Annotated in this window: 12 protein-coding genes and 1 pseudogene; 6 read left to right on the forward strand and 7 right to left on the reverse strand. The window is 70.4% G+C overall.

The genetic code is table 11. The features are described from left to right. A partial coding sequence (locus LPU43_RS06525) for a DUF397 domain-containing protein (protein ID WP_229399869.1) occupies positions 1-175 on the reverse strand: 175 nt, incomplete at its 3' end. A 4-nt stretch (positions 176-179) separates the two neighbouring features. Then, a complete protein-coding gene (locus LPU43_RS06530; protein ID WP_229399353.1) occupies positions 180-1,061 on the reverse strand; it encodes a helix-turn-helix domain-containing protein in 882 nt (293 codons plus the stop codon). A gap of 490 nt (positions 1,062-1,551) precedes the next feature. Between LPU43_RS06530 and LPU43_RS06535 the strand changes: the two genes are divergently transcribed. Further along, positions 1,552-1,830, forward strand: coding sequence for a hypothetical protein (locus LPU43_RS06535; RefSeq protein WP_229399354.1), 279 nt, complete (start codon positions 1,552-1,554; stop codon positions 1,828-1,830). A gap of 100 nt (positions 1,831-1,930) precedes the next feature. Here LPU43_RS06535 and LPU43_RS06540 read toward each other — a convergent pair whose 3' ends face one another. Further along, complete coding sequence (locus tag LPU43_RS06540; RefSeq protein ID WP_229399355.1) at positions 1,931-2,476, reverse strand: GNAT family N-acetyltransferase; 546 nt, start codon at positions 2,474-2,476, stop codon at positions 1,931-1,933. Positions 2,477-2,596: 120 nt separating this feature from the next. On the opposite strand from LPU43_RS06540, the gene LPU43_RS06545 reads away from it, so the two are divergent. After that, the gene (locus LPU43_RS06545; RefSeq protein WP_229399356.1) at positions 2,597-3,433 is read left to right on the forward strand and encodes a YhjD/YihY/BrkB family envelope integrity protein; all 837 of its coding nucleotides are present in this window, start codon (positions 2,597-2,599) and stop codon (positions 3,431-3,433) included. On the opposite strand, the gene LPU43_RS06550 is transcribed toward LPU43_RS06545, so the two are convergent. Both LPU43_RS06550 and LPU43_RS28875 read right to left on the reverse strand, forming a co-directional pair. Further along, a complete protein-coding gene (locus LPU43_RS06550) occupies positions 3,434-4,045 on the reverse strand; it encodes a hypothetical protein (RefSeq protein WP_229399357.1) in 612 nt (203 codons plus the stop codon). 1,380 nt (positions 4,046-5,425) lie between these two features. Beyond that, positions 5,426-5,706 (reverse strand): annotated as a pseudogene (locus tag LPU43_RS28875) (polymorphic toxin-type HINT domain-containing protein); the annotation flags it as partial. A 94-nt stretch (positions 5,707-5,800) separates the two neighbouring features. On the opposite strand from LPU43_RS28875, the gene LPU43_RS28880 reads away from it, so the two are divergent. After that, positions 5,801-6,028: a hypothetical protein gene (locus LPU43_RS28880; RefSeq protein ID WP_373321662.1), complete on the forward strand. Its 228-nt coding sequence runs from the start codon at positions 5,801-5,803 to the stop codon at positions 6,026-6,028. A 56-nt stretch (positions 6,029-6,084) separates the two neighbouring features. Here LPU43_RS28880 and LPU43_RS06560 read toward each other — a convergent pair whose 3' ends face one another. Continuing rightward, positions 6,085-6,795: an OBAP family protein gene (locus LPU43_RS06560; RefSeq protein WP_229399359.1), complete on the reverse strand. Its 711-nt coding sequence runs from the start codon at positions 6,793-6,795 to the stop codon at positions 6,085-6,087. Between the two features lie 204 nt (positions 6,796-6,999). Here LPU43_RS06560 and LPU43_RS06565 point away from each other — a divergent pair, with 204 nt between their 5' ends. Together LPU43_RS06565 and LPU43_RS06570 are read left to right on the forward strand one after the other, a co-directional pair. Then, positions 7,000-8,163: an alkaline phosphatase PhoX gene (locus LPU43_RS06565; protein WP_229399360.1), complete on the forward strand. Its 1,164-nt coding sequence runs from the start codon at positions 7,000-7,002 to the stop codon at positions 8,161-8,163. A gap of 47 nt (positions 8,164-8,210) precedes the next feature. Continuing rightward, on the forward strand, positions 8,211-9,806 hold the full coding sequence (locus LPU43_RS06570) for a phytoene desaturase family protein (RefSeq protein WP_229399361.1): 1,596 nt from the start codon (positions 8,211-8,213) through the stop codon (positions 9,804-9,806). Positions 9,807-9,924: 118 nt separating this feature from the next. Here LPU43_RS06570 and LPU43_RS06575 read toward each other — a convergent pair whose 3' ends face one another. Next, positions 9,925-11,487 carry a Rieske 2Fe-2S domain-containing protein gene (locus tag LPU43_RS06575; protein ID WP_229399362.1) on the reverse strand — a complete coding sequence of 521 codons (1,563 nt, stop codon included), beginning with the start codon at positions 11,485-11,487 and terminating at the stop codon, positions 9,925-9,927. A gap of 222 nt (positions 11,488-11,709) precedes the next feature. On the opposite strand from LPU43_RS06575, the gene LPU43_RS06580 reads away from it, so the two are divergent. Beyond that, entirely contained in the window at positions 11,710-11,931 is a 222-nt protein-coding gene (locus LPU43_RS06580; RefSeq protein WP_306416115.1) for a DUF2631 domain-containing protein, read from the forward strand. Positions 11,932-11,933: the final 2 nt, after the last annotated feature.

Raw genomic sequence — 11,933 nt, forward strand, 5'->3', positions numbered from 1 at the left:
GGCGGGCCAGGGCTCCCGAGGCGGTTGCCCGGACGAAGCCCGTCCAGGCGGTCGGGTCGAAGGTCAGCGCCGGGCCCCGCCGGGCCTTGCTGTCCCGCACCCCGACCGCCTCGGCGAACGCCGCCACCTCGACGCAGTTGCCCTCCCCGCCGGAACGGGAGGAGGTGCGCCACACACCGTCACGCTGCACCGGACATCTCCTTCGCTATCGACTTGATCAGCTCGCGGGACTCGGCCCCGCTCAGCGCCCGCTCGGTGAGCGAGCGCCAGGCATCCTCGTAGGTCTCGATCTCGTGCGGCTTGTCCAGGTAGACCGCGCCGCACGGCCCGTCCATGTAGATGGTGGTCGGCTCCGGCTCCCGCACGTCGGTCGGGAAGTCGAGCATGGTGAAGGTGCCCGCCTGGCACCAGCGGAACAGCCCGGCCTCCAGCGGCAGCACGCGGACGCTGATGTTGTGCTGCTCCCCCGTCACGATCAGGGCGTCGAGCTGCCGCGCCATCGCCGCCCGGTCCCGCAGCGGCCGGCGCAGCACCGCCTCGTACAGAATCACGTCGAGCTGCGGCGCCCTGGGGACCGCCCGGACGAGGAGCCGCTGCCGGCGCAGGCGGACCTCCACCTTCGCCTTCCGCTCCGCCTCGCTGAGCTGCGGGCAGTCGGTGGCGATCACCTCGGTCATGTACTCGACGGTCTGGAGCAGTCCCGGCACGAGGTTGACCTCGTGGTGGCGGATGTGCGTGGCGGCGGCCTCCAGGCCGACGTACAGCTTGAACCAGTCCTTGATGGCCTCCCCGTAGCTGTGCCACCAGCCGTGCGCCTTGGTCTCCCGGGCCAGGGCGCGCAGGCTGTCGGTGGTCTCGCGGGACGCGCCGTACAGCCGGCACATGGCCTCCACGTCGTTCGGGTGCATCGGGACCTGGCCGGTCTCGTACCGCCAGATCCGGGGTGCCGACCATTCGAGTTCCTTGGCCGCCGCCGTCACCGTGACGTACGCGTTCTCGCGAAGCTCCCTCAGATACCTGCCGAGTTGCCTGCGCGGGACGGTGCTTCCCGGGTCGTCCACGTCGTCTCCTCTTCTGTCGTCGCGTTAGGCACCTCGTCCCTTGGTCCGCATTGTTCTCCGAAGCATTGCTCACCGCCAGCAACGAAACGAACATCGTGGGTGACCTCGCGTGGCAGTGCAGGTCACGCCGGGGGCGGGGGTCCACCTCCCAACCTTGTCCCGACTCCCGCCCCCGGCCCTTCGCCCCGACACCTCTCGGAGGTCCCGTGGGAGTCTTCGGAAACCGACGCACCGACCGGCCCGTACCGCTGGGTCCGCGGCACCGCCGCGACTGGTCCCGCTGGGGCCGGTACTGCGGGTGCGGGCTGCGCTGGCCCTGCCCGGACCGCCTGGCGGGCGTACCCGTCGAAGAGGCCGCTCCCCCGCCGGTCCGGCGGGCGGACCGCGCGCACCGCTGGGCCGGGCCGACGGTCGTCGCCCGGGTCGGCGCTGCGGCCCCGGCGACCGCGCCGCACCGGGCCGCCGGGCCCCTGCGGCGGGGCCGACGCCGATGAGCAGCGGGTACGGGGTGTCGCTGGCCGGGCTGCGCCGGCACACGGCGGCCCGCCCGACGTGGCGGTGCCGGGTGTGCGCCGCGCCGTGGCCGTGTCAGCCGGCGAAGCTGGGCCTGCGGACCGAGTACGCGGGGAACCGGGTCGCGCTGATCATCTACCTGTGCGTGCTCATGGACGACGCGATCTCCGACCGCCTGCGCACGCACCCGGCCGAGGTCGTCCCGGCGGACTACTACGCCCGCTTCGTCGGCTGGGCCCGCCGGCACCCACGATGATCGTCTGCGCGGAACGGAGACGACACGCCGACGGGATTCGCACGAATCAGCAGACGATCATGCCCGGAACGGGGCTACGGGTGACGAAGCGGCGGTCCGCTCAGGCGTCGGCGCGGACCACGAACGCGTCCAGCTCCTCGCCGCCGTACCAGTCGGTGCGCCGGCCCACGTAGGTCATGCCGAGGCGTCGGGCCACCGCCGTCGACGCGGCGTTGCCCGGCGACACGACCGCCCAGACCTGCGGGGTTCCCGTCGCCAGCTCCCGGGTCACCAGCGCCCGGCCCGCCTCGGTGGCGTACCCGTGGCCCCACGAGTCGGGGTGCAGGTGCCAGCCCACCTCGATGTCGGTGGTCGGCACGCTCTCGTCCCGGCCGGGCAGCGGCTTGAGCAGCGCCGTTCCGGCCACCACGCCGGTGTCCCGCACCTCGATCGCCCAGCTTCCGTACCGGTCGCCGTGGTCGGCGTGCCGCGCCCGCCACCCGGCGAGCCGGTCGGCCGCCTGCGCGGGGTCGGTCAGCGGCAGGCCCGGCGCGCTCAGCCAGCGGCTCACCTCGGGCCGCGAGTAGATGTCGAAGATCCGGGCCAGGTCGGCGGGGTCGTCGGTCCAGTTCCGCAGGACCAGGCGTTCGGTGGCGAGAACTCCCATGGCGGCGATCCTATTCAGCGGACGCCAAACGATTGAGGTCGATCTGATTGGTTGCCGCCGGGTAGCAGGCCGCCCCGCGCCGGGTGCGTGACGCGGGGCGGTACGGGGAAAGAACCGCTGATGGGCGACGGATGGCGGCGGGCGAAGCGGATCACCAGTGCGGCGTTCCGCCCGCTGCGGGGGCGGGACCTGTCCCTGCACGCCGCCGCGATCACCTTCTACGGGGCCATCGCCATCGTGCCGGTGTCCCTGCTGGCAATCTGGCTGACCTCGCTGCTGGCGGGAGCCGACCGGGTGCGCCGGCTCGCCTCGTACGCCGTACGCACGCTGCCGGACGAGATCGGCGCGCCCCACGCCGTGCGGGCGCTGGTCGACGCCGGGGTGGAGCTGACCCCGCTGCTGGCCCTGGCGTCGCTGCTGCCCGCGTCCCTGTACGGCGAGGGGCTGCGTCGGGCGTTCATCTCGGTCGCCCGGCCGCGCGGCGAGGAGTCGCTGGTGGGCTGGCGGGGCCGGCTGCTGCTACTCCCCCTGCTCGCCCCGGCCCCCGTGCTGCTGCTGTCGATCCTGCTCGCGCTGCCGACGACCACCCACCTGGTGCGGCAGGGCGGCTGGCTCGGCGCGCTCGGGGTGGTGCTGTCGTTCCTCGCGGTGTGGCTGGTGCTCACGCCGGTGCTGCTGTGGGTGTTCCGGGTCGTCGGCCCGGCCTCGCCGGACTGGCTCTCCGCGCTGGCCGTGGGGTCGTTCACGGCGGCGAACCTGTCGGGGTTCCTGCACGGCTTCGTGCTGTTCGCCTCACTCCCGCTGGACCTGGGGGTGCCGTTCGGCGGGTTCGACGAGGTCGGCGGCGGGGTGGCCGTGCTGTTGTGGCTGTACCTGTTCCACGTGATCGTGCTGGCCGGCTACTCGGCCACCCTCGCCCTGAGCAACTGGCGCACCCGCCGCGCCTCGATGCCCTGACTACCGGGCTACACCTACGACTCGGGAGGCCGTGCCCTCGTCTTGGGACCAGACGCGCAGCATGGGCGGCAGAGGTGACCCCAGTTCCGCCCAGACGCTGGTGAGGAAGACCCAGGTGTGCTCGCCTTGCAGCCAGAAGGAACGCTGGCCGCTGGCCTCAGGGACGGGGCGAAGCCCGAGGTCCGGGCGTGCGAGCAGCGCTGCCCGCACGTGGTCGACAGCCGCGTGACGAAGGTAGGCCGTCTCCTTGACGGGAAGCTCGCCCGCGACGTCGAAGACCGCATCGCATTCGATCAGCGAGTCAAGGCCGACGAATTCGACGACGCCGCTCCCATCCATGCCCAGCTCGACCTCTCCCGTGCGCTTGACCGAGGCACCCGCAGGGCTCTGGGTCTCGACGGCGTAGAGGATCTCCAGCTCCTCAGTCGGGTCTTCCGGCTCGCAGACCGGGGCGAAGCGCACCTGCGAACCAAACAGCCCGCTCAGGTACGACAGACCGCCGTACCTGGACTGCAGCCTCTCCAAGAGGCCGACAATCACCTCGTCGGACCGGCCGTACGTTGCCGCAATCTGAGCGCGGAGGGCGTCGCCGGTGAGTCCCGAGCCGACCACGACTCGCCGCGTCCTGACCCGAACGAACCGGGCCGCGCGAACCGTCAGCCCTCCGGGAGACTCCCCCACGTACGACCAAACACCGCGCACTGCTGCCTCTATTTTCCGGCACTCTTTGCCGCGTCCCAGAGAACCCAATGAAGCAACTGATCGCGATCAACTGCGGAGGCATTTGACAGAGCTCGGAAATCCTCAATCATTACGTCGAGATGGAAGTAGCGCGGCTCGATCCGCTCAGCGCCAGGCGTTGCCATGGACTTCCCGACCGTAACCACAACGCACATCCAGCACGGCACGGGAGACGGCTCTTGAAGGTAGGGAAGTAGGTAGTAGCGCCAGCCCTCCTGCACCTTAAGGCCTTTGCCTGTACGACTAAATCCAGAGGTTTTGGCAGTCTCGACAAGCACGGTCATCTCACCGGGCGTGACTGCCTTGGCAATCCGAGGAACAGGCCACCCGAAGCGCGACCTGACCACCTCTTCACGCCAGAGCCTCCTCATTATAACCGCTCCTCATTAGTTTGGTCGCACACTGCCATGACCTGAGCACGGAGAGCATCGCCAGCGACCCGCCGGGCGGTCGATCATGGCCTGGTCACGACCGCCCGATGAGCAGGATGACAAGAACTCGGTGGCAGAAGACTGTCACGCCGGGATCTGTAGGAGCCGGAGGGCGAAACTCATTCCGACTACCCGACCCCGACCTGAGCCCTGGGTCGCCTGCTTTTCAACCGAGGGGCGTCAAGTCGTAGCTGTCCATGATTAGCCTGACCACGCGAGTCAGATTCTCAATCGAATCCGCCTTGCGTAAGTTTTCAAATGTGCCTCTTCCAACGTCGATCAGCGACACCACGCCTCTGCTCTCCCTTCTGTGCGCAAAGAAGATATGGCATCGATATGACTCGGGTTCGGTGACCAGTCCGCCGTTACGAAAGAGCGGACACAGGATTGCGCTCGATCCCGCCGCAACCTCACCTCGAAGCACGCTCGGCGAACTCCAGCGAGCTGACCACCCGTGGCGTCGATTCTCATTGTTGATCTGGACCAGATCTTCAACGCTAGCCGTGCGAACGCCGAATTCAGCGTCACGTGGACCAAGTTTTGACTCCTGTCGGTACACCGGGCCAGCCGACATCAGTCAAGGTCCCAGAAGTCACTGCGATCTCGGCGGTATTGTTCGATCCGAACCTTAGCACTTCCCGTAATCTTCTTGTTGTCGGGATCGCTCGCTCGTCGAATTATTTCATTGATCCGGTGGTGCCCGTTCACGATTGTTCCGTTCTCGTTGATTCGAACCACTCCACCATCATGAGGATTATTGAATGACGCCAAGAGATCGTCGTCGCTGCCCCTCAATCGGCTTGGCATTGCGAAGATCATCAACCGAGGTCCCGCAGTTGTGTGCAAGCACCGGCGCGTCGCCGGCGATGACATGGTACGTGTGGGTGTTGGCGATGGTGAGGTTGTGAACGGTGGCCCAGGTGGTGGTTTGGTGCTGGACGGCGGTGATTTGGACTCGGTGCCGGCGCTGGTTTGGAGCCACTGGCTTGCCTGGAGGTTGGTGGCGTCGACCCATTCGCGGAGTTCGGGTACCCAGAAGGGGTGTCCGTCGGTGGCGGTAATCGTGGCGGTGGTGGTGCCGTCGCCACTCTCGTCGTCGATGTCGTCGCTGTGGGTGTTGATGGTGATGGAACGTCCGCACGGGCTGCCCGGCCCGGTCGCGGGCAGCGTCAATCTGCACCCGCTCAAGCAGGCCGTGAACTCGCGCGACGGCGACGTCTCCTACGGCACCGGCTGGACGGAGGCGGCGATGAGCGCGGTGGTCGCCATCCCCGACGTCACCGGTGACCAGGTGCCCGACCTCTGGGTCCGGGACGGCTCCGACGGCCAGATCCGGGTCTACCACCCCTCGAAGACGAGCGCCGGATCGGCGGTCAAGGTCGTGCTGGGGTCGGACTGGAGCGGTATGAAGTCCTTCGGCTGACCGGCGGAGTGGGTTGTGCCGCCATCCAAGCTGGCAAGGCGCGCGCGGGCCGCCGGCTAGCGGCCGGTGGCGCGGTCCACGACTCCGGGGAACGGGGTGCTGCCCGGGAAGGCGGAATCCAGCAGCGCCACCCCGTCCTGCGGGTGCGCCCGGTCTGCCAGCTCCGAGCGGGAGCGGCGCTTGTCGGCCCGGTCGACGCCCATCGCCTCGTTGCGGTGCTGCTCCAGCGCCGGGTCGCACTGCCCCTCACGGTTGAACGACCACATCAGCTTCGCCTCGCCCAGCGGCAGCTCGTCGCCGGGGCCGGTGTCGAGGCGGCCGGTGTGCCAGGTGTGCCACGTCTTGCCGTAGCTGTTCATCAGCATCGCCATCAGCGCCCGCTCCGCCGGCTCGGGCAGCCCGGGGGCGATCAGCGACGCGCCGAGCACCTCGTAGTTGTGCGGGTGCCAGTAGCCGCGTTCCGCCTCGGGGAGCGTGTCGTGCAGGCGTTCGGAGACGATGTACTCGACGCCGATGAGGTTGGCCTCGTCGGTGTTCCCGTCGAACAGCACGCACTGGAGGAAGTCGTCGTTGACCTGCCGGCAGTAGTGGTGGGCCTCCATCTGCATCGACGGGTCGTCCCGGGCCGGGTGGAATCCGACGACGTACACGTCGAAGCCCTTCAGCGGCTTCGTCTCCTGAAGGGCCTTGGCCCCGAGCCCCAGGCCCCGGTGCCGCAGGCTCGTCGACTCCCCGGGAGGCCGGACCGGGCTTCGCCGCTTCTCCATCCCGCCCCCTCCGCCCCGGTTCGCCTGGCGTGTTCACGCTAGGTGTCGGCCCCGACGGGTGTCCGCGTTTCGGGCCCGCCGTCACGCGACGAGGTGCCCGCGCGCGCGAATTCTCGTCACCCGGCGTTCACCATGCGGTGACTGGTGTCGATGGAAAGTCCGGCCTACGGTCAGGGGACATCGAAAGCTACCGGGAGGTAACCGATGGACCGTCGTACCCTGCTGCGCGCCACCGCCGCCGGTGGGGCCGCCTTCGCCGGCAGCCTCTGGGCCGGTGCCGCGCTCGCCGCCCCGGCCCAGCCCGGTCCGGGCCCGTACGGGGAGCTGCTCGCCGCCGACGGCAACGGCCTCCAACTGCCGTCCGGCTTCACGAGCAGGGTCGTCGGCCGCTCTGGGCAGCGGGTGGCCGGCACGTCGTACCCGTGGCACTGGGCGCCGGACGGCGGGGCCTGCTTTCCGACCGGCGACGGCTGGATCTACGTCTCCAACTCCGAGGTGCCAGTGGTCGGCGGGGCCTCGGCGGTGCGCTTCCGGGCGGACGGCTCGGTCGCGGACGCGTACCGGATCCTCGGTGGGACCAACGTCAACTGCGCCGGCGGGCCCACCCCCTGGGGCACCTGGCTCTCCTGTGAGGAGGTGCCGCTGGGCCGGGTGTACGAGACCTGGCCGGACGGCAGCCGGGCGGCCGAGGAACGGACCCGGATGGGCCGGTTCACCCACGAGGCCGCCGCCTGCGACCCGCAGCGGCGGGTGGTCTACCTGACCGAGGACGAGGGCGACGGCTGCTTCTACCGCTTCGTCCCGGACACCTGGGGCGACCTGCGCACCGGGAAGGTGCAGGTGCTCTGCGCCCCGACCGACCAGGTGACCGGGCCGGTGACCTGGCAGGACCTGCCGGACCGGGACGGCTTCCCGGTTCCCACCCGGCACCAGGTCGGCGCGGCGAAGCACTTCGACGGCGGCGAGGGCTGCTGGTACGACCGGGGCACCTGCTGGTTCACCACCAAGGGCGACAACCGGGTCTGGGCGTACGACGCGGTCGGCCAGCGCCTCGACCTCGCGTACGACGACTCCCTGGTGCCGGCGGGGGCCGCGCCGCTGACCGGCGTGGACAACATCACCGGAACGCGCGGCGGGGACCTGTACGTGGCCGAGGACGGCGGCAACATGGAGATCAACGTGATCACCCGGGCGGGCGTGGTCACCCCGTTCCTGCGCCTGCTCGGCCACGCCGGTTCGGAGATCACCGGCCCGGCCTTCTCGCCGGACGGGTCACGCCTCTACTTCTCCTCCCAGCGCGGCACCTCGGGCAGCGCCACGGGCAGCGGCGGGATCACCTACGAGGTCACCGGCCCGTTCCGCCCCTGAACCTTCGCCAGGCGGATCGACGCCCGTTGCTGGCTAGGATCGCGGTCATGAATGCCGAGCTGCCGTCCCGGGCCGACGTGGTGATCGTCGGGGCCGGGCACAACGGTCTGGTGTCCGCGATCCTGCTCGCCCGCGCCGGGCTCGACGTGCTGGTGCTGGAGGCCGCCGACGTGATCGGCGGCGCGACCCGCACCGAGAACCCGTTCCCGAGGGTCCCCGGGCTGCGCCACTCCACCGGGTCGTACCTGCTCGGGCTCATGCCGCCCGAACTGCTCGCCACGCTGGACGTGCGCATCCCGGTGCTGCGCCGCGACCCGCACTACTTCCTACCCACCCCGGGCGGCCCCGGGTCGCCGTACCTGCTGATGGGGAGCGACCACGCGGCGACCCGGCGGCAGCTCGCGGAGATGTTCTCCCCCGCCGACGTGGCCGCCGACGACGCCATGCAGGCCGAGCTGGCGGCCCTGCGCGCGGACCTGGCCCCGGCCTGGCTGGCCGAGCCGCTGCCGGTGGAGGAGACCGCGCAGCGGTACGTGCGGCCGGCGCTGCGGGAGGTCTTCGTCGACCTGGTGCGCGGCTCGGTCGCCGACCACCTGGCCCGCTTCGACTTCCGCTCCGAGCTGCTGGTCAGCATGTACGCGGTCACCGACGGGCTCTCCGGGCTCAACGCCGGCCCGGACGACCCGGGGACCGGGCACAACTTCCTCGTGCACAACATGTGCCGGCTGCCCGGCGCGGACGGCACCTGGATGATCGCCGAGGGCGGGATGGGCACCGTCTCCCGCACCTTCGCCGACGCCGCCCGCGCCGCCGGGGCCACCATCCTGACCGGCGCCCCGGTCGCCGCGATCACGCTCGACGGCGGGGCGGCCGGCGGGGTGGCCCTGGCCGACGGGCGGGAGGTCGCCGCGCGGGTGGTGCTCGGGGCCTGCGACCCGTACCGGCTGATGGAGCTGCTGCCCGACGGCGCGCTCCCCGCGCCGCTGGCGCGACGGATGGCGGACGTACGCCGCCCCGGCACCACGCTCAAGGTCAACCTGGCGCTGACCGGGCTGCCCCGGTTCTCCTGCCTGCCCCCCGGCGCGCCCAGCCCGTTCGGCTCCACGATCCACCTGCTGCCCGGCTCGTCGTCCCTGGTCGGCGGCGGGGGCGGCGAGTCGCCGATGGCGGCGCTGCGCGGCATGTGGGCGGACGTCCAGGTCGGGCGGCTGCCCGAGGAGCCGACCATCGAGTGGTACCTGCACACCACCGTCGACCCGTCGCTCTCCGACGCCGCCGGCCACCACTCGTCGGCGCTGTTCGTGCAGTCGGTGCCCTACTCCCCGGCGGGCACCACGTGGGACGCGGCGCTGCCCGGTTACGTGGCGCGGCTGGTCGAGATCTGCGAGCGGTACGCCCCGGGCACCGGCGACCTGATCGCCGACGCCGTGCCGCTGCCCCCGCCCGGCATCCAGGCGCACTTCGGCATCACCGGCGGGCACATCCACCACGTCGACAACACGGTCTCGTTCACCGACCGGATGCCGTACGCGACCGGGATCGACGGGGTGTACGCGGGCAGCGCGGGGTGCCACCCGGCGGGCAGCGTCATCGGCGCGGCGGGGCACAACGCGGCCCGCCGCATCCTCGCCGATCTGGGGTAAGGAAGGGCACCTTCTTAACTCATACGGTAGAGAAGGGCACCCTTCTCACGCCGTCGCCCCGCGCCGCGCTCCGTTGGGGCAGCGCAGGTGCGGGGCGGCGGGTGGGCGGCGGGTGGGGTTACGGGGTGGGGGTGTCGGCGGTGGCGCGCTGGGCGCGCACCTTGTGGCCGACGCTGGTCAGGCAGCGACCGCTGGGCAGGTCGAACCGCCAGCCGTGGAGCTGGCAGGTGAGCTGGTCGCCCTCCACGATGCCGAACCGGCTCAGGTCTGCCTTCAGGTGCGGGCAGCGCCGCTGCACCACCCAGTCGCCCAGCGTGATGTCCTCCGCGTCGACGGCCCGCTCGTGCTCGTCGTACCAGCCCTCGGCGTACTGGAGGCGCTCGGTCGACAGGCACTTGAAGAAGGCGTACACGAACTCGTTGTACTGCCCGATCCGGGCCGCCGAGAAGCGGCAGGAGAGGAAGAGCGAGTTGACCCAGTCGACCTCGCCGATGTGCAGCAGGTGCTCGACCAGCGCCCGCTCCGTACGGAAGCGGTAGCGGACCTTCTCGTCCGCGTACGGGCGCACCTCCTTGCCCGGGAAGTCCACCACGATCGACTCGACGCTCTCCCCGTCGTAGCCGACGAGGTCGAAGCGGACCGGGCCGCCGACGCCCTTCGCCAGGTAGATCGACTCCTCCAGCAGCGGCTCGATCCGGCGCTTCATCTCGGCCAGGACGTCGACCTCGGGGTGCCGCCAGGACGCCTTCTCCGCCTCGATGACGCCGCGCTTGCGCTCCCGCATCTCCTCCAGGTGGGCGACCTTGTTCGCGAAGAACTCCTCGACCGGCTGCGGGTGCGTGGTGGTCGCCCCGGAGGTGGTCACCTCGGCGACGCTGCCGGGCAGCAGGACGATGCCGTTGGCGCCGCCGACCTTCGCGTACTCCGAAAGGAAGACCGACTGGTCGGGGAAGATGTTGCCCTCGTCGCCGTGGATGTCGTTGAACTGCCACAGCGCGTCGTCGAGGAAGCAGGGCGGGCCGGCGATCGGGAAGACGTGGTCGGCCTTCAGGTCGTCGATGTAGCGCCAGGTGCGGTCGAACTGCCGCTCCCGCTTCTGCTTGCCGAACGCCGTCTTCGCGGACTGCGGCAGCTCGTAGACCATCGGGTACCAGATCGCGCCGGAGAACTGGAGCATGTGCGCGTGCACGTGACCCAGCTCGGCGAAGACAGTCAGGTCGGTGGGGCGGGCGTCGTTCTGGTTGAGCAGCCGCACCCCGTCGTGCTCCACCCAGAGCGACGAGTCCCCGATCGGGCCGTCGGTCGGGCTGGTCAGCGCCTGAATCATGATCTTCAGGCCGCCGGGCAGCTCCACGACCTGCTCGTTCGGCGCGCGGAGGAACTTCGTGAAGCCCAGCGCGCGGAACTCGTCCTCCATCTCCGAGGTCGGGAACTCGGGGAGCAGGACGGTGGCGTCCTTGGACACGAAGTCGCGCAGGTGCTTCGCGTCGAAGTGGTCCCGGTGCAGGTGCGACACGTACAGGTAGTCGACCTGGCCGAGGGTCTCCCAGTCGAGCTGGGAGTTGTCGGGGAAGGGGAACCAGGAGGCGAAGTAGGCAGGATTGACCCACGGGTCGCACAGGATGCTGCCCGCGGCCGTGTCGATCCGCATGCTGGCATGGCCCGTACCGGTCACTCGCACCGCAGTCCCCCTCAAAAGACAATCAAGGTGTACGTCAAGACGCTACCGGAGGCAGTGTGGTCGCCGACCCGCGACGCCGGTAGTGCCCTCCGACCCGGGTCCTCCGGCCCGGACACCGCGCGGTGTGCTCATCCGGGTGCTGCGGGAAACCCCCACCGCACGAGGTCAGGCGCGGGGCGTGCCAGACTAACCGGAGATCCGATCGCGAGGGAAGGACCGACAGTGGCTGGAAGCGAGCCGGTGACGTCGCCAGATCAGCACAAGCCCGGGCACCGGAAGGCGGGGCGGATCGGCGCGGTGCTGACCGCGCTGGCGCTGCTGGCCATGCTCTGCGGCAACCACGAGGGCAGGGTCGAGGACATCTGGCTGGTCGGGCTGGCCGCGCTGCTGCTCGCCATCGTCATCGGCGACGCGGTACTGCGCCGCAACGGCCTGCGCTCCTGACC

The sequence above is a fragment of the Micromonospora okii genome, assembly GCF_020884795.1.
Classification (GTDB): Bacteria; Actinomycetota; Actinomycetes; order Mycobacteriales; family Micromonosporaceae; genus Micromonospora; species Micromonospora okii.